Source organism: Eubacterium ramulus (assembly GCF_045002895.1).
GTDB classification, from domain to species: domain Bacteria; phylum Bacillota; class Clostridia; order Lachnospirales; family Lachnospiraceae; genus Eubacterium_I; species Eubacterium_I ramulus.
The window spans coordinates 2245630-2261934 of the sequence record NZ_CP173382.1; the positions used below are offsets into that span (position 1 = coordinate 2245630).

A 16305-nucleotide genomic window follows, 5' to 3' on the forward strand; every position below is an offset into this window, starting at 1 on the left:
TTTGTAATTTGCTCGTAAAATGCAGACTGTGGCAAATCAGAGCATAGTTTTGCAAGTTATTACTACCTGTTAGTAGTAGAAATGGTAGTAAAACGGGATGGGGTTACTACTAAAGAATTTTATGACAATCATAATAGCAAATCTGCTATAAGAATTGCATGATCAGGATATCCCGATAAATAATTCCAATCCGACAAGTCTTCTCCATTTATATACTTTTCATCCCTAAACACGAAACACCTATCATAGACTTCATTATCTATTTCACAATTTTTTGTCACAAAATGATCTTCTGCAAATTCATATTCTTCTCCTCTTATTGATTTTTTTTCTTTAATACTTTGACCTTTAGGAGTATAAATTTTATATTCTTGATTATCACATAATATTCTACCAATATTCCAGTCTTTTAACTCTGTTCTTCTTCGATAATTATTAAAATCACCGCCCATAATTACTCTAGCAAACTTTTCCAATTGTTTGTATACATATTGCATTTGTTTATATCTCTTATTTGCTTGTTTCTGATATGCTTTCTTTTTTTCGTCTTCCGTTCCTTTTACAGGAATATTCTCCGCCATTGTAATTCTAACGCCAGCAACAACTAATTCCTGTCTGGTTTTCTTTTCAATTAAATCCACCAACAAAAAATTGGGTTTGTTATTTTCGAAAGTGACAACAGAATACATACACTTGTCAAGGCACAGATCAAATAATTCTCTTCGCCATGCTATTAGTATCTCATTCTGCTTATTTTTTGTGTTTTTTGTCTTTTCTTTAGGATAGTAATCGTAATTTCTCTCATCAAATACTTTTTTAAAAAACTCCGATGCATTTTCACAAAATGAAAATTCTGTAAGAATAAGTATATCAGGATTTTGGATTATAATCTCTTTCATTAACAAGTTCGGAAGTTTATTTGTTCCATTTTTATTGGTTGCTTGATTAATATTCCATTCCATTACTTTATACCTGTATTTTGACTTTGTTATCGAATTCTTCCAATCAACCAATATTTTTCTTATATTTTTTAATTCATCACTCTCCTTATTAGTAAGCATTAATTCTGTAAATATACTTGCCATTCCTGGCAAATCAACATTCTCTTCCTCTAAAGTTGTATCATTTTCAATCTTTATTCTTTTTTGTTTCAATTTTTCTAGATAGAGAACCAATGTATGTGACGGTACAAAGGAAAACGGATCCTTATACTTCTTCTCTGCCTGAATCTCATCCGTAGAGCAAAGCTGCTTCACCACAGCGGTATTCAATCTCATACCTTCCTCCATTTCCGAAGAAATGATAAGACGTTTCCCCTTAAGCTCTGCCATCTCCGGCTTCACATTTCGCTTGCAATTCATGGTCAAGGCTTCCGCTGAAAGCTTTCCTGCATAATTTCCAAGTACTCTGAAAATGGTATTCCAGAAGGTACTCTTACCATTGGCACCGCCACCATAAGCAATAATCATGTGCTCTTGATAAACCTTACCGATTGCAGCCATGCCAACCGTCTCCTGCACATAATCAATCAGTTTCTGATCCTTGCAGAAGAAAAGATTCAAGGCATCCAGCCATATCTGTTTCCCATCCTCTCCCGGAGAACACGCAGTAATCTTTGTAATCAGATCCTCAGGATTATGCGGCAGGTCCCCTGCAAGCCCTTTTCGAAGGTCATAGGTTGCATAAGGTGTGTTAATCAGATTCTCGTTTTTATCCAAATCAGACACGGAGATAGCAATCATCGGCTTTGCCGTATTTGCTGCAGACACGATATATTTGTAATCGCGTCTCTTCTGCACAAATTTCAAATAAGTCTGGGCTCCCATCAGCATATAAACCAAAGGAATAAGCTTTCCATCCACCTCTTTTAAAAGCTCCTTCGGACCAGCCTGGATAGATTCCTTCGGTACACCTGCATCCTCCAAAGCCTTCTCAACTCTTGCCACTTCATCCATAGCATCCTGAAGCTGCAGATCCAAGAATTCCTCAACAGCACCAATCGCCATCTGCTTATCTTCTCTCCAACATTCGCCATCGAATCTTAAAAAGTCTGTAGCACTGGTATATTTCAATTCATTTCCATACTCTCGAACCAACACCTTTGCCTGTCCGATATCCGAATAATCTTCAGGTTTCAATGAAGCACTTTCAAAATCTGCATTATATTCATCAGGCGGCACATACCCTTCCTGATTCACAATACTTTTCTTGAAGAACTTCACTGCGCTGTTCCAGATAGTCTTAAGCTCCGACTCCGGTAGCGGCGGATCACATTTCTTTGCATGTTCTAAGAATGCCTCGTGTGCTTTTTCCGTAATTCCATAGCGTTTCAGCACACGCCCGGCAAAACGGCTCATAGTATTATTTCTGCTACCTTCCAGAATCTGCCCACCAGATGCGCTCTCCGAATCCTCGGAATCAAAATCTTCTTCCTCAGCTACCTGACTGACATCAATTTCTTCATCAATCGTCATCCAGCCATCATGTACCAGTACTTCTTCACAATCAGCACCGAAGATAAATCTTGCTGCGTCTAAAGCATTTCCATCAAAGAAGGGATACTCCTTCTGTAATGCCTTCTTTAGATTTCCGTACACTTCTGCATCTGTAATCTCTGAAATAGGAAAATAGATGTGATATCTCGGTCTGGCCGACTTTCCCTCCTTTGGAAGCAGATGATGTCTACTGGAAGCAAGCATATATTCCATATCAGGGAATATTCCCTCCAGCTTCTCAGCTGTAATCCACTCTGCCGGTTCCTCTGAATGGTCATTATCAATATCCATGATAATCACATCTGAACGAATGAAATTACCAATACCTCGATAATTTCCTTTGTACTCTGCGCAAACATGATCTGCCTTCACCGCCTCCCGAAGCTGCTCCGGCGTACTCACCGTCACCCGGTTCGGGTAGCTGCAGTTTGCGGCCTGGCCAATGCAGTTTGCCTATATAGGCGAAGGTGAATTCAAAGCTGGTGACCACTGCCAGTTCTGTAAGGTAAAAGCCACTTGCCGAAAGCGTGCAGCGTACAATCTGGAGCTTGCAAAATATGACTTTGACATGCCAGCCACCCTGGATAACATTGAAATCGGCGCAATCTTAGCAAAGGTGGATGAAATGATTTTCTGGGGAAATGACATCAAAGAATTTGCCTTACAGCAGGCCCAGTCCGGTGTTCACTTCGATGGTTGGAAAATCGTAGAAGGAAAATCCAATAGAAAATTTACTGATGAAGCCGCTGTGGCATTCAAAGTAAAAGACGCGGGCTACGACCCGTATGAGAAAAAGCTTCTTGGCATCACTGCCATGAGCACAATGCTCGGAAAGAAGAAATTCGAAGAGCTATTAGGTGAGCTTGTATATAAGCCACCAGGTAAACCAACATTGGTACCGGAATCTGATAAAAGACCGGCAATGAATACAGCACAAGATGATTTTAGCGTATAAGTCCAGTCTCAATGCTTAAAGCAGATTGGCTGCTCGTAGACATATCTGTTTAAGCATTAGAGACGACAACGGAAATGAGCAAGTAACCTAATAAGGCGGATTGCAAATTTACGTAGGAATCATGAAAGTGCAACGCACGGAATGATTCCGTGGACTTATACCACAAGACAAATAAAGGAGGGCCAATATTATGGCAAAGATTCAGAACCCTACAAAGGTAATCACAGGAGTTAATACACGTTGGAGCTATGCGAATGTATGGGATGCAAAGAGCATCAACGGAGGTGCACCGAAGTACAGTGTCTCCCTCATCATTCCCAAGTCGGACACCGTAACCGTTAACAAGATTAAAGCCGCTATCGAAGCAGCTTATGAGGAAGGTCAGAGCAAGCTTAAAGGAAATGGCAAAACCGTTCCTACACTCTCTATCCTTAAAACACCTCTTCGTGATGGTGATTTAGAGAGACCTGACGATCCAGCTTATGCAAATGCATATTTCATTAATGCGAACAGTGCTTCTGCACCTGGCATCGTGGATGCAGACCGTCAGCCTATTCTTGAGAGATCCGAAGTATATTCCGGTGTCTACGGCAGAGCTTCCATCAATCTCTACGCTTTTAACAGCAACGGCAACAAGGGAATTGCTTGCGGTCTCAATAATCTCCAGAAGCTTCGAGACGGTGAACCTCTTGGCGGCAAGTCCAGAGCTGAAGATGACTTTGCTTTTGATGAAGAAGATTTCCTTGACTAATCAAACGTAACAACGACAACCAAGCAGGCGGTGGTAATACTGCTGCCGCCTGTGACAATCAAAGAAAGTAGGTAAAATATTATGACTATGGATTCTATTAATGAAATATTAGATGCTATTATCCGCGGATCCCTTTTAGGCTTTTTAGCTGGCTTCTGGTTAATGGGACTTGCTGCGATATGGAAGTGGTTCCTGGGTGTTGCAAAACGTTTCCTTCACTGGCTTTTCCCAAAAGCAAAATGGTTCCAGCCAAAAGAACAGCCCCCAAAAGGAAACTAATATCAAGGCGGCAGTACTCCCCCGGTGCTGCTGCCCTTTTTGTAACGTAATGAGATTATGATAAAAGAAATGTCAATTGATTTAGAAACCTATAGCGATGTAGATATCTCCAAATGCGGAGCTTACAAGTACGCTGAGTCTGATAATTTTGAAATATTACTGTTCGGTGTATCCATAGATGGCGGTGAAGTACAGGTATTTGATCTGGCCTGCGGCGATACTATTCCTGATGATATCCTTGTAGCCTTATCTGATGATACTGTTACAAAATGGGCTTTCAATGCCAATTTTGAAAGAATCTGTTTATCCAATTGGTTAAAACGACATCACCCTGAACACTTCAAGGGCTATCGTATTCCCGAAGATCCTGCTTCCAAATATCTGAATCCATCCTCATGGAAGTGTACCATGATATGGTCAGCCTATATGGGCTTACCACTCTCGCTTGAAGGAGTCGGTGCAGTTCTTAAATTGCAGGATCAAAAAATGAAGGAAGGCAAAGACCTCATCAAATACTTCTGCTGCCCTTGTAAACCGACAAAAATAAATGGTGGCAGAACCAGAAACCTCCTAGAACATGCTCCCGATAAATGGGAAGACTTCAAAGCCTACAATAAACGTGATGTAGAAGTGGAAATGGCTATCAAACAAAGATTATCAAAATTCCCGGTTCCTGACTTCATTTGGGATGAATATCACCTCGACCAGGAAATCAACGACCATGGAATTATGCTGGATATGGATGTGGTAAAAAATGCTATCGCATTCGATGAAAAGTCCAAGTCAGAGCTTATGATATCCATGCAGAATATCACTAACCTCGATAATCCAAACTCCGTAGTTCAGATGAAACAATGGCTCTCTGATCATGGTATTGAAGCTGAATCCCTCGGCAAAAAAGACGTGGCTGCTATGATAAAAAATACTGATGGTGATGTAGCCATCGCATTGAAACTCAGACTCCAGCTTGCAAAATCCTCCGTAAAGAAATACCAGGCTATCCAAGTAGTTATCTGTATCATCATAGTACACTGCTGTAAGATAAAGGCTCTTTAACTTTGTATTTATCTCAGAAGAATTGTATTCTTTATATACCTTGACGGCTTCAGCATAATCATTTCTTGATAATTTACAAATCAAATATCTACAAGCAATGTTTGCATCGCTTCTCCAATCAAGTCCTGCATAAATGTTTTCTGCTGTCTCAATATTACCATTCAATTCTAAACAAAGAGCGTACAGATAGTTTATTACCTCTTCATTTTTAACTTCATCAGAGAAATACTGATATCTTTCGATGGCATTTTCAAGATATTCTTTCTCATAGACACCTAGGTTATATTCCGTTTCAAGATACAACATTGCGACAAGATTACCATTACTCTTGTACTGTTTATTATCATTAAGAGTATCAAGCTGTTTAATTAGTTCAATAAGCCTATCTCTATTCTCGTAGTGGCCTTCGCGCCATGCATAGTTTATACATTTCATCTCTGCAAAAATAGAATATAAAAGAATATTTTCTTTCCTATTTTTTTGGTAAAGCCCTTTAAGAATATCCGATGCCATATCGTATTTCTGCAGATTGAACAAAGCTAATCCATAATACTGTTTAACAGTATCAATTATTTCCGACGATGCATGTCGACAACTTATTTATCTGACTTATAATTTGCCTTTCAGATTTATTCCCAATCATCGCAATTGTTTTGCTTGCATATTCTTTATATTTCATTGCAAACTCGCTATCCAACATAGCACAATACTCTTCTCCCTCAGATGAAATCACGTACGACATTCCCTTACTTGTTTCGACTGGTTGCACTAATCCTTTTAATACTAACTGCCGTAGACTCTCCTTCACCAAATCTCTTCGACCGGTAAACTCACTGAATTTGAATGGATTGCTTCCATTCAACTCTTCATTTGTAATACCAAAGGTTTTTCCGTACTGTGTCATAAAATCAACTGCATATAACATATCCAATGTTTGAGGCATCTCGTATAAATTCAAAAGAAGAAGCATTCTTAGCGAGTTTTCAAACACAGTATTAAATAGTCTGTTCATCATCGTCTCGTACCCATCCGTCCAATTTCCCTTCTTTAACAAGGAAATGGCACACACCTTTCTTCTGTGGATTTCCTACCCAATCAGTATCTCTGCTTAACCAACACTTATCAACTCTCGTAGCAGATGCCTGCGACATCACTTTGCGCAATCGTGCATATCCACTTTTGTATTCTTCTTCCCAAACTTCCTTTACACCTTCATAAGTCTCATTCTTCAATACATCGAACTGACTTTCATCACTGTATATGTCGCGCGTTCCTCGTCTTACAGCTTCTGCCGCAAAATAGTAACCTCGTTGGTCTGAAAAATGCTGCTGATGCTTCGGAAATCCCGCAAGCATTGATTCATCAAAATTCGGAATGCCCTCTGCCTGACCATATACAGCCATCAAGGCATCTGCATATTTCCGTTCTTCTTCTATTACTTCTGGCGGAGTAGGTATTTCTCTTAATGGATGTCTTTTATAATCTTCAATTTCCTGTGTTGTTTTTATTCTGATTTCTTTCAAAACATTATCTCTTGTCAACGAATACAGATAAGTAAATCCCAAAAACGCTGCAAGTTTATTCCTAGAAGCATTCTTTAATAATTCTTCCTTTTTTGTTTCCGATATCGACGAATCTCCCTCGATTATCTTCTTCAGATTAGAAATCAAATCATCTATACAGTCACTGTGTAATCTCTTTACCACATTTTTCTCGAAATATTGTTCAATGGAGGAGCGCACTTTATCCTTATTGGCATTAGTTCGTATAACTTTTAGCGCATTTCCATCTTTTTGACGATTCATAATCTTACTAGCTGCAGATTTTTCGGTCGTGATAGTGCCATTTTCTTTGTTCACCAACTCCATAGGTTCAGAAACAGCATCATATAGTAGATTAATCAAATCCGGATCTGCTATTTCTTCTGCCCATGCATTTTTCAGTTCTTTTAAATAGGTTGCAAAAACCAATTCTGACAATGCTTTCACCTCCCAAATTTGCAACTCATCCTCAACTTTCAACCAACTCGTCCCAAACGATTTTTCCCTTATTTTTTTCTACAATAAAAGTGTTCCAAATGAGAAAAGAAGAGAATTTCACCATGATATTTCATTATATCACACATTAGGAGAAAAATCGATATTTTCTCTGCGTACATGAATATTTTCTTTTCTCTGTAAGGACATCACAAAACAACTGCTTGGCCAGCATCTTCTTAGAGTTGTGGCGTGATGAACCCATTAACCGCATCAGGGGCTAAGAAGCCTGATTGCTTATTTTACGGAACGGAGACGTGCCATGAATAAGACAATCGATGCTTATCTGAATTTCATATCGAAGCCTTCGTTCCGCATTCAGCGGACACTGGAGGCCGCACGATATGGAAATCAATGAAAATGTACAGACAAGTACTGAAAATCAGCAGTCAACCAATGACAACCACAACTACGACAATCGTCGCAGTTACAACAATCTCCCAATTCAGCCGGGAGAATGCCTTGTACCAATCCGCGTGGACTGGGAAATGGTGAAACACTTCAATATGTGCCAGGATAACCTTGAGACCTGGCATATCGGACCTAACAAGGTTCTGGTAGCATTTGCTCCTGTAAAAATTAAGGATAAGCCTGCTGCCCTTAAACAGTTCAATGCTGATGTCAGAGAACACTTTGCATCTTTTAAGTCAGATGATGTTCTCTCTCTTGATCAGTTTATGGACGAAGCAGTATCGGAAGATGACAAAGGCTTTGAACCTGCATCACCGGAGAATCTTGAAGAAACCGTTATGCTCCGTATGATTATTCAGGATCTCTTAAAAAAGATCCACGAAATCAATCCAAAGTATGGTCGTATTCTCGACCTTATCTGCGAAGATTACACCAAAGGACAGATTCTTGATGAATTAGGTCTTGGTAAATCCCAGGGATATGCTGACATCAAAGCAGCACAGACTCTTGCAAAGAAACTCTATTTCGGTGAATAAGCTTCCTACTTAACCTGAAAACAGCGGTATCCTCACTTTGAAGATACCGCTGCCTTTTATGTTATACGCACTTTCTTACATTCAACTGATAATCATCGTGTCTCACGATACTCTTAATCGCCTGTCTCAGACTCCTTGCGTGTCCGTGCTCGTGATATCCATCCTTAAAGCGATGCTTATGGAATATGACCAAAGCTTCCTCTGTAGGATATCCGGCACAGTGCAGGTACCAGTAATGACCGGTATTCCTGCTCTGTATCGTCACATCCTGACTATCAGCAATTATGATATTGAAGTAATCTCCATCAATCTTATCAAGGCTCTTCTGTTCGAACATTCGCATCCTCCTTACTGAACCAGGCTTCCAACGCATGTTCTACAATTGAGTCCACCTTGTTCGGATCCATTCCCTCAAAATATTTCTCCACAATTCTTGCAGGAACCTTATAGCATTTCTTTTTGATAGGCTCTGTACTTAAATATCGTTTTACCATTGCCTCTGTCAGAGCGCCGGAATGACTCCTAAGCTTCATCACCATCTCAATGGTGATTTTAGTTTTCTTCTCCTTAATAATCTCATATACCATCGTCTGCTCATTCTCCGGAAGGAAAGCCAATTGTAATGCCACCTTCGTATAGAGGGCACCTCTATCCACCATATCCTTGAAGGGTTTTATCAGGTCATTCAGCTTAAGTAATCTCCCCACAGAGCTACCGGACAATTCATATTCCTTGCCAATGGCATCCCGGGTAGTCAACTTCTGGTCACAGTGACCAGAAGTTACATCTGAGGACTTTCCCTCTAATCTTGCAATCTCATTCAAGATATCATTTCTCTTTCCCTGACAGGAACCCTTTTCATACCTTGCCTTCAGCACTGCTGCCTTCTCCGATATTGCCAAATCCGAAAATGACCTTTGCATCAGATTCGTTTCGATTACATACACATAGGCCTCTTCCTCAGATAAATCGGTCTTCACTATTGCCGGTATTTCCTTAATTCCTGCCAGCTTAGCAGCATTCCAACGATTATGCCCGGAAAGCATTTCATAACCGGTATCAAGCTTCTGTACAATAACCGGATTGAGCACTCCGTGTTCCTTTACACTGGCAATCATATCTTCCAGGCGTTCTCCCTCATACAGATGAAATGGATGGTCGTGAAAAGGATGAATACTCTTCACCGGCACCATCTGGACACCTCTTGGCATTGTTACTTCTTCCATATCTCCCATCAGCAGATCTACTGCATCACCAAATACTTTTCTCTTTGAATTAGTCTTCATACGCGATTATCTCCTTTGCAAATTTTCTATATGCAATTCCTGCAGATGCCTTTTTGCTATACTGAGCAATCGGCATATTGTAGTAAATGCTCTCTCCCACCTTGACTGTTGCCGGTATCCTTGTATCAAATACTTTAATTTTTCCCTGGAAGCTTCCGGTCACTTCCTCTGTCAAAACCTTACAAAGAGTGGTTCTGCTCTCACACATAGTTAAGAGAATGCCTGCGACCTCCAACTTCTGATTGATTCGCTTTTTAATCTTTGCCACTGTTCTTAGAAAATCCTCCAACCCCATCATCGCCAGAAGCTGAGGATTTACCGTAATAATCACCTCATCTGCCGCAGCCAATGCATTGATGGTAAGCATTCCCAAGGACGGACAGGTATCAATCAATATGTAATCGTATCTACTCTTCAACGGTTCCAGAACCTCTGCCAGCATCCTCTCTGCACCCATTTCTGTTCTAAGCTTTGCATCCACCACAGACAGATAAATGGATGATGGAATATAGTCTACGCCCTCTCTACTCTGGATATAATCCTCAAAGCTCTCTGGCACCTCTTCTTCCATCTGATCCATCATCAGATGACCAATCGTATATTCCAGTGCTCCAGTATCTTCTACTCCGTAGCAGGTAGTCAGATTTGCCTGGCTATCAAAATCTACCGTCAATACCTTCTTGCCCAACTCCTTCAAAGAATAGGCCAGGTTATGTGTGGTCGTGGTTTTACCCACGCCACCTTTTTGTGAACCGATGACAATAATCTTTCCCATAATCACTGCACCTCTCTTCCGTTATATTCTGTATTTCTCTCAGCCACAAACTGCGCATGGAGCTGTTCCTTTTCCGCCTGAAAACGCTTCTGAAGCTTCTTCATTCCCTTCTCCATGAATTCTGCTTCTGCCTTTGCCATTGCAGCCTTTTCTGCATCCGGAGTAATAATCAGCTTCCCTTCCTCACAGCTGACAGTGATGTAGTCACCGATCTCAAATCCCATTTCCTTGAGCCATTGACCTTTGAGAATGATGGTAGGTGTTGCCTTGTAGTTATATCCGCTCTGTTCGTGAACCTTCATGCTTCTAATCTTCTGATTTTTCATAAGCTTGTCTCCTTTTCCAATCAAATGTTATTTTTTGAAAATCTTACATAGTCTTATGTATCAATCTGTGCTATACTCTTTACAGGCATATCTGCCAATACACATCCTGGAGGCTGTCATGAGTGAAGAGAAAAATGGTTCCTATAAGGGCTTAACCGAAGCTCGCAGAAGAGCGAACAAAAAATATAATGACCGTTTCGTTGAAATTAAGGTTCGTGTCACCCCAGAGAAGCGTGCCATCATTAAGGACCACGCAGAAAAGATGGGTGAAAGTGCCACGGCCTTTATCAATAGAGCAATCGATGAAGCCATGAAACGCGATCAAATAAACTAAGCGATGCATTCGCATTCCGCTACGCTACATGCTCATTACGCGCTGTCGCGCTATCGGCCAGTCATCAATAACAGCCTTATGTGAGCAAGCTCCCAACAGCTGTATTGATTCCGTCCGGCATCGCTCGTAGAACGCGAAAAATCCGGTGACATATGGATACATTTCGTAAGCGTCAAATAAAACAGTGTATAGAAAAATAACCGTCAGCCTTTTATACTAAAAGGTCAACGGTTATCGACAGAATTCTTTTACAAGAGGATTCCAAGGCAGATAATCATCCAGATATTCAGGATGTTCAAGAAAAGCACTCCCCGGCATGTCGGACAGGATATATTTTATATATTTCATCGGGGCAAGCCCATTCGCTTTCGCTGTCTCTACCAGTGTATAGATTCCTGCACTGGCTTCCGCCCCTTTCGGACTGCCGGAGAACAGCCAGTTCTTTCTGCCGATCACAAAGGGACGGATACAGTTTTCCGCAAGCGAATTACTGATGGAACAATTCCCGTCTTCCAGATAATTCCAAAAACCTTCACGGTTATTTAAGGCGTAATGAAAAGCTTTTGAAAGTTTGGATTTCGGCAGCTCTCCGATGGCACTTTTTTCTGCCCATGACCAAAAAGCCTCGAGAAGCGGTTTCTCGCGGATAAGACGTTCTTTTTTCTTCTGATCAGGAGGGAGCGCCTCCAACTCTGACTCTATGTTAAAGAGTTGATTCAGACGGAGGATTGCTTCCGCAGGTTTTGATGCTTCCGAATTATGGATGTCTTTTGGGAGCGCATCCACGAAAGCCCGGCGCAGATGCGTATAGCAAAGACATCTTTTTACTCCTGAAACTGCATTGTATCCGGAGTAAGCGTCTGTATGGATATAACCTTCATATTCCCTCAGAAACGCTTCCGGATATTTCCCGCTTCGTCCCGGCTGGTACTCGAAGTAGCGGATGGGATTTACAGCATCTCTGATGCTGCAGTAAACCCACATATAGGAATCGGACGTATTTTTCCGTCCCGGTTCTTTCAGCACCTGTACATGTGTTTCATCGATATGAAGGTATCTCTGTTTCAGAAGTTCCAGCTTCAGACGGTGGACGATGTGTACAAGCCAGTCCCGATAGACAACCAGAAGCCAGTTTGACATAGTCGCTCTGCTTAAACGTAATCCCAAAGCCTCCCATTCTTTTTCCTGTCTGTACAGCGGGATGCTTAATTCAAACTTCTGGTGGATGAGCCAGGTGATGGTAGATGCAGATGCCAGAGAATGCAGGACGGGAGGATATGGCACCGGAGCCTTCTCCATATAAGGAGTTCCGTTTTTCCGGCATGACCTGCATTCATACGTTTCCTGGTAATGGTCAATCACCTTGAGTTTTGCAGGGATAAACTGTACTTCTGTGCGGACGAATTCTTCCCCTACTTTCACCATCGTACTCCCGCAGTTATCGCATATCTGTTCCCTTTCATCTATGGTATGGAGTACTTTGCTGTGAGGGAGATTTTTTACCAGTTCTTCTCGCTGACCGGTGTACTTCCTTTTACGTAGGTGCTTCTCTATCTCAACAAGCTCCGGTTCGTGTGCATCAGGATCCGCACAGGTTTCGATTTCATTAAAAAGAGACATCTGCCCCTCGATTTCGAGAGTAGATGTCTTCTCGGATTTTGTTCCATAAAGTTTACGGGTCAGGAAATCAACCTGCTCTTTCAGGAGCCGGACCTGCTGTTCCAGTTCTTTGATATGATTTTTATACTCCTGTTCCGTAGCTGACATAACCTGAAAACCCTTTCGCTTCGATAGGATTATTATACCATAGAATCGTCAGATTTCACAGCATTTCTAAGGATTTTCAGTATTTTCAGATTTATGCGGGAGCCATTTCTGAACCGCCTTTGGCTGCTCCGGGTTCAAACCTTCCAGAAGCCAGCGCAGCTGCTGATCAGAAATCTGTTTTGCTTCTTCGCCGGTCCGCGGCCATTGGAGACGTCCGTTTTCGTACCGTTTGTATAAAAGGCAGAAACCGTCTCCCTCGTAATGGACTGCTTTGATCCGGTCAGCCCTCTTTCCACAGAACAGGAATAAGGAATTGCTGTAAGGATCCAGTTTGAAGTTGTACTGGATGATATCCAGCAAGCCATTGAGCTGCTTCCTCATATCGGTGTAGCCGCATCGGATATAGATTTTCTCCACATGGGAAAGATCTCCTAACATGACTGCACGGCTTTCAGAATGTTTTCCAGCATCTGGGCAGATGTGCCTTCATAAAGTTCCACTGTTATGGATCCGATATGAAGTATGGCTGCAGGAGTGGAACGGGAAATGTTTCTGTCCGGAAGTGAAAGCTCCGCAAACTCAGCCGGGGATTCCGTTAAAGCAGTTGACTGTTGGTCTGTACACATGTGGATGCCGTTTTTCTTGCGGGGCAGTTCTTCCAGGGCAAGCTTTCGAATTTTGGAAAGCCAGTAATAATAACTTTTCAAAGAGATATCGTGTTGTTCACACCAGATCTGATTTGTCAGTCCTGAGGCCCTGCATTGCCGTATTACATCCAGCCAGTATTGAAGTTTCACCTGTTTGTCTGGAGTCAAAGAAGAAAGATCCATAAGCCTGCTCCTTAGATTAGATTTAGAGTTTTTAGAGTCAACTCCCAAAACTCTAATCAATAGTTTACATGCAACAGCCAGAAATTTCGATACACCCTCTTATTGGACGCTTACTACATTTCCACACATCACCGGATGATTTTTTCTCTCATGAGTTATCTCCGTTGTGTAATTTTCTATATGAGTATATTTGCAACAAGGCTCCCCATCTGCATGTTTTTTTCGTTATTTTCTACACATTTCAAATGGTCTAAACCTGGTCTAAAACAGAACTGTGAAGCTTCCCTTTCCCCGATAAATCAAGACTTTTTAGAGAGTTGCCAGTGTATTGCCGTGGCATATAAATAGTATTTTTATCATTGTTGTATAACCTCGCATTTCTTAGTTTTTCTTGGTTTTTCGGGCTTTGTAAGCCTTTGTAAATTTTTGCTTTCTGGCATAAGTTGGTTTATTTTCGCATAAGGCTGTCCTCAAAAGGTGTAAAAATAGGTTACATATCAACTACATACCACACCATATTTTTACCCGAATACTCGCTTCAACAATTCTACAACATTCTCATTTTTTAGCCCATATCTTTTCAATGAATTTTGATCAAATGGTTCTTGTTCCAACAAGTCAATAAAGCTATGTATATCGGCATCTACTGCTATAGGTAATTCTTCTACTTTTTCAAGCATAAGCTCCGAAGCAATACGCAAAATATCTTTTTTATGCTTCTTTATGTCACTGGAATCCACTTTTTCACCTAAATCTTTTCGCTTTTGCAAATCAAGATACGCTTTTGCTTTAAAAAGAATGATATATTCCGGTCTTAGAACAGAAAGTCCATTTCTCACTTCTTTCCCATTGAGAAGTGCCTTATAGTAATCATCATTCAAAAGAATCGCCGACAAACTGGAGACTTCATCATCAATATGAATTGGAGTAATTCCTTTTGCATTTTTTAATTTAAAATCACTTCTACAAAACAATTCAATCATTTTCGGAAAGTTATCGTCTTCTGGCTTATCAAATCTATAAAATTGAGGATTGCTACCGTTTGTCGCTTTGTTTCTATATTTTCCATCAACGATAAACTCCCAAAATTTTTCTCCAAACTCCGGAGTTAGTGCTTCAACAATCAAAACCATATCCAGATCTCTTGTAGCCCTGAAATTTACTTCATTGCTTTCAAATAGAATATCACAGGCTGCGCCACCTATTAAAACATACTGTTCTTCATAATCTGCAAAGTACTTCTGAAATGTATCTAATCCTTTGACCATACATATTCCTCCAACATCTCATTAATAGAAATATCTACCCGTTCCTCTTCTTGCTCTTCTCCTGTAAGTGACAATACTACGCTCAAAGGATCTTGAAATCCTTTTCCTAAAAAATCAATAAAATATCCCAGTTCCAAAACAACACAGCCAATTTCTTCCAATTCACTCACTTGTTTTTCCACTTTCACTGCACTATCTTTCAACTCTTTCTTTGTTACTGCATAAGTAGGATAAACATTATCTGACAAAAGAGAATACTCACACAAAGCAGAAATACCTGCTTTCTTTTCTAGTTTCATATCTTCTCTCAGAACAAATCTTCGAATCACCGGATTTCTTAATACATTTTCAATTTGCTGCCATACTTGTTTTCGGTCATTCGGAATATTTATTACTCTTGATTTACCTTTCATGCCCAACACATCAATATTTAAATATTCCAGTTCATCAAAACACCGGCTTGCAGATTTTGTTGACACTCCTATTCGTTTTGCTGCATCAGATACTTTCACTTCATTCCATCGTTCATAAATAGCCATCAGAAGCATTTTTTGCGTCAAAAATGAAATCAGATAAACTGGTGCCAATTCTCTTTCATTTTCCTTACTCAACAAATATCCAATAAATGGAAGAAATACCTGCTTTCCTTCTATTACAAAAGGAATTCCTTCTTCCATCATCTTTTCTTTTATATAAAATGTTGTTCGATCAAGAAATATTGCACAATTTAATCCTGTCATTTTTTCCACGCCAGCTCTGTCTCTACGTAACATAACAAGTCCGACATTATCTTTGGGATGAATAGCCATCCATAATACACCATTCGTCTCTACCGTAAAAATATCATATCTTCCACGATATGCTAACGGGAGCTTTTTATACACCTCTTTATTCTCCGTCATTATTACATTTTGCCGTAATGTTTTTTCCAAAAATTCTTTCATATTAATCACCTTTTTATAAGCGTGACTCTTTTTACGTCACATTTATAATTTATCATATATTATTTGATTTTTCAAGTAATATATGCTTACATAAACTCCAAGAAAAAAGACGTAAGATTCATCTCACGCCTTCCTATTCTAACTATACCGATCCGATCTTCCAAAGGTGTAAATAAGGTGTAAATTCTACGTTTCCATCCAAGAACCCCAATAAAATCAAGACTTTTGCCCCGTCCCTTAAACACTGCCGTGGCAT

At 40.4% G+C, this 16305-nt stretch carries 17 protein-coding genes and 1 pseudogene; 6 read left to right on the forward strand and 12 right to left on the reverse strand.

Features of this window, described 5'->3' with window-relative positions; all coding sequences use genetic code 11:
• Positions 1 to 128: 128 nt before the first annotated feature.
• Positions 129 to 2786, reverse strand: coding sequence for a phage/plasmid primase, P4 family (locus ACIRUQ_RS10580; protein WP_404856487.1), 2658 nt, complete (start codon positions 2784 to 2786; stop codon positions 129 to 131).
• Positions 2787 to 2937: 151 nt separating this feature from the next.
• Here ACIRUQ_RS10580 and ACIRUQ_RS10585 point away from each other — a divergent pair, with 151 nt between their 5' ends.
• The 4 genes and pseudogenes from ACIRUQ_RS10585 to ACIRUQ_RS10600 form a co-directional block, all read left to right on the forward strand.
• Positions 2938 to 3450, forward strand: coding sequence for a DUF2800 domain-containing protein (locus ACIRUQ_RS10585; protein ID WP_082432935.1), 513 nt, complete (start codon positions 2938 to 2940; stop codon positions 3448 to 3450).
• A 190-nt stretch (positions 3451 to 3640) separates the two neighbouring features.
• On the forward strand, positions 3641 to 4201 hold the full coding sequence (locus ACIRUQ_RS10590; RefSeq protein WP_055291320.1) for a DUF2815 family protein: 561 nt from the start codon (positions 3641 to 3643) through the stop codon (positions 4199 to 4201).
• 81 nt (positions 4202 to 4282) lie between these two features.
• The gene (locus tag ACIRUQ_RS10595) at positions 4283 to 4480 is read left to right on the forward strand and encodes a hypothetical protein (protein WP_055291322.1); all 198 of its coding nucleotides are present in this window, start codon (positions 4283 to 4285) and stop codon (positions 4478 to 4480) included.
• A 60-nt stretch (positions 4481 to 4540) separates the two neighbouring features.
• Positions 4541 to 5497 (forward strand): annotated as a pseudogene (locus tag ACIRUQ_RS10600) (DNA polymerase); the annotation flags it as partial.
• A 604-nt stretch (positions 5498 to 6101) separates the two neighbouring features.
• Here ACIRUQ_RS10600 and ACIRUQ_RS10605 read toward each other — a convergent pair.
• Both ACIRUQ_RS10605 and ACIRUQ_RS10610 read right to left on the reverse strand, forming a co-directional pair.
• On the reverse strand, positions 6102 to 6551 hold the full coding sequence (locus ACIRUQ_RS10605) for an ABC-three component system middle component 2 (RefSeq protein ID WP_242853645.1): 450 nt from the start codon (positions 6549 to 6551) through the stop codon (positions 6102 to 6104).
• Positions 6532 to 7557 carry an ABC-three component system protein gene (locus ACIRUQ_RS10610; RefSeq protein ID WP_242853646.1) on the reverse strand — a complete coding sequence of 342 codons (1026 nt, stop codon included), beginning with the start codon at positions 7555 to 7557 and terminating at the stop codon, positions 6532 to 6534. Before ACIRUQ_RS10610 ends, ACIRUQ_RS10605 begins: the two co-directional genes overlap by 20 nt.
• A 359-nt stretch (positions 7558 to 7916) precedes the next feature.
• Between ACIRUQ_RS10610 and ACIRUQ_RS10615 the strand changes: the two genes are divergently transcribed.
• Positions 7917 to 8519: a hypothetical protein gene (locus ACIRUQ_RS10615; protein WP_055291324.1), complete on the forward strand. Its 603-nt coding sequence runs from the start codon at positions 7917 to 7919 to the stop codon at positions 8517 to 8519.
• A 61-nt stretch (positions 8520 to 8580) separates the two neighbouring features.
• Here ACIRUQ_RS10615 and ACIRUQ_RS10620 read toward each other — a convergent pair whose 3' ends face one another.
• Genes ACIRUQ_RS10620 through ACIRUQ_RS10635 form a run of 4 tightly spaced genes read right to left on the reverse strand, consistent with a single transcriptional unit; the run spans position 8581 to position 10906 of the window.
• Positions 8581 to 8856 carry a hypothetical protein gene (locus ACIRUQ_RS10620; RefSeq protein ID WP_055291325.1) on the reverse strand — a complete coding sequence of 92 codons (276 nt, stop codon included), beginning with the start codon at positions 8854 to 8856 and terminating at the stop codon, positions 8581 to 8583.
• Entirely contained in the window at positions 8834 to 9805 is a 972-nt protein-coding gene (locus tag ACIRUQ_RS10625) for a ParB N-terminal domain-containing protein (protein ID WP_055291327.1), read from the reverse strand. The genes ACIRUQ_RS10620 and ACIRUQ_RS10625 overlap by 23 nt, the downstream gene beginning before the upstream one ends.
• On the reverse strand, positions 9795 to 10580 hold the full coding sequence (locus ACIRUQ_RS10630; RefSeq protein WP_055291329.1) for a ParA family protein: 786 nt from the start codon (positions 10578 to 10580) through the stop codon (positions 9795 to 9797). Before ACIRUQ_RS10630 ends, ACIRUQ_RS10625 begins: the two co-directional genes overlap by 11 nt.
• Before the next feature lie 2 nt (positions 10581 to 10582).
• Positions 10583 to 10906, reverse strand: a complete 324-nt coding sequence (locus ACIRUQ_RS10635) for a SymE family type I addiction module toxin (RefSeq protein WP_055291332.1) — start codon at positions 10904 to 10906, stop codon at positions 10583 to 10585.
• A gap of 118 nt (positions 10907 to 11024) precedes the next feature.
• Between ACIRUQ_RS10635 and ACIRUQ_RS10640 the strand changes: the two genes are divergently transcribed.
• Positions 11025 to 11240 (forward strand): hypothetical protein, encoded by a 216-nt coding sequence (locus ACIRUQ_RS10640; protein WP_055291334.1) that lies wholly within the window; start codon positions 11025 to 11027, stop codon positions 11238 to 11240.
• Positions 11241 to 11471: 231 nt separating this feature from the next.
• Here the strand turns inward: ACIRUQ_RS10640 and ACIRUQ_RS10645 are convergent, their stop codons facing one another.
• The 5 genes from ACIRUQ_RS10645 to ACIRUQ_RS10665 all read right to left on the reverse strand — a co-directional run bounded on the left by ACIRUQ_RS10645 (position 11472) and on the right by ACIRUQ_RS10665 (position 16049).
• Positions 11472 to 13007 carry an IS66-like element ISRob1 family transposase gene (locus ACIRUQ_RS10645; RefSeq protein ID WP_021739594.1) on the reverse strand — a complete coding sequence of 512 codons (1536 nt, stop codon included), beginning with the start codon at positions 13005 to 13007 and terminating at the stop codon, positions 11472 to 11474.
• 66 nt (positions 13008 to 13073) lie between these two features.
• On the reverse strand, positions 13074 to 13424 hold the full coding sequence (tnpB, locus tag ACIRUQ_RS10650; protein WP_158526524.1) for an IS66 family insertion sequence element accessory protein TnpB: 351 nt from the start codon (positions 13422 to 13424) through the stop codon (positions 13074 to 13076).
• A gap of 14 nt (positions 13425 to 13438) precedes the next feature.
• The gene (gene tnpA, locus ACIRUQ_RS10655; RefSeq protein WP_005422927.1) at positions 13439 to 13837 is read right to left on the reverse strand and encodes an IS66 family insertion sequence element accessory protein TnpA; all 399 of its coding nucleotides are present in this window, start codon (positions 13835 to 13837) and stop codon (positions 13439 to 13441) included.
• 521 nt (positions 13838 to 14358) lie between these two features.
• Positions 14359 to 15105: a hypothetical protein gene (locus ACIRUQ_RS10660; protein WP_055291341.1), complete on the reverse strand. Its 747-nt coding sequence runs from the start codon at positions 15103 to 15105 to the stop codon at positions 14359 to 14361.
• A complete protein-coding gene (locus tag ACIRUQ_RS10665; protein ID WP_021738964.1) occupies positions 15090 to 16049 on the reverse strand; it encodes a hypothetical protein in 960 nt (319 codons plus the stop codon). Before ACIRUQ_RS10665 ends, ACIRUQ_RS10660 begins: the two co-directional genes overlap by 16 nt.
• Positions 16050 to 16305: the final 256 nt, after the last annotated feature.

Coding starts and splice junctions, on each gene's coding strand:
- ACIRUQ_RS10580 (WP_404856487.1), bottom strand. CDS start 2,786: ATGGATATTGATAATGACCATTCAGAGGAACCGGCAGAGTGGATTACA.
- ACIRUQ_RS10585 (WP_082432935.1), top strand. CDS start 2,938: ATGCAGTTTGCCTATATAGGCGAAGGTGAATTCAAAGCTGGTGACCAC.
- ACIRUQ_RS10590 (WP_055291320.1), top strand. CDS start 3,641: ATGGCAAAGATTCAGAACCCTACAAAGGTAATCACAGGAGTTAATACA.
- ACIRUQ_RS10595 (WP_055291322.1), top strand. CDS start 4,283: ATGACTATGGATTCTATTAATGAAATATTAGATGCTATTATCCGCGGA.
- ACIRUQ_RS10605 (WP_242853645.1), bottom strand. CDS start 6,551: ATGATGAACAGACTATTTAATACTGTGTTTGAAAACTCGCTAAGAATG.
- ACIRUQ_RS10615 (WP_055291324.1), top strand. CDS start 7,917: ATGGAAATCAATGAAAATGTACAGACAAGTACTGAAAATCAGCAGTCA.
- ACIRUQ_RS10620 (WP_055291325.1), bottom strand. CDS start 8,856: ATGTTCGAACAGAAGAGCCTTGATAAGATTGATGGAGATTACTTCAAT.
- ACIRUQ_RS10625 (WP_055291327.1), bottom strand. CDS start 9,805: ATGAAGACTAATTCAAAGAGAAAAGTATTTGGTGATGCAGTAGATCTG.
- ACIRUQ_RS10630 (WP_055291329.1), bottom strand. CDS start 10,580: ATGGGAAAGATTATTGTCATCGGTTCACAAAAAGGTGGCGTGGGTAAA.
- ACIRUQ_RS10635 (WP_055291332.1), bottom strand. CDS start 10,906: ATGAAAAATCAGAAGATTAGAAGCATGAAGGTTCACGAACAGAGCGGA.
- ACIRUQ_RS10640 (WP_055291334.1), top strand. CDS start 11,025: ATGAGTGAAGAGAAAAATGGTTCCTATAAGGGCTTAACCGAAGCTCGC.
- ACIRUQ_RS10645 (WP_021739594.1), bottom strand. CDS start 13,007: ATGTCAGCTACGGAACAGGAGTATAAAAATCATATCAAAGAACTGGAA.
- tnpA (WP_005422927.1), bottom strand. CDS start 13,837: ATGGATCTTTCTTCTTTGACTCCAGACAAACAGGTGAAACTTCAATAC.
- ACIRUQ_RS10660 (WP_055291341.1), bottom strand. CDS start 15,105: ATGGTCAAAGGATTAGATACATTTCAGAAGTACTTTGCAGATTATGAA.
- ACIRUQ_RS10665 (WP_021738964.1), bottom strand. CDS start 16,049: ATGAAAGAATTTTTGGAAAAAACATTACGGCAAAATGTAATAATGACG.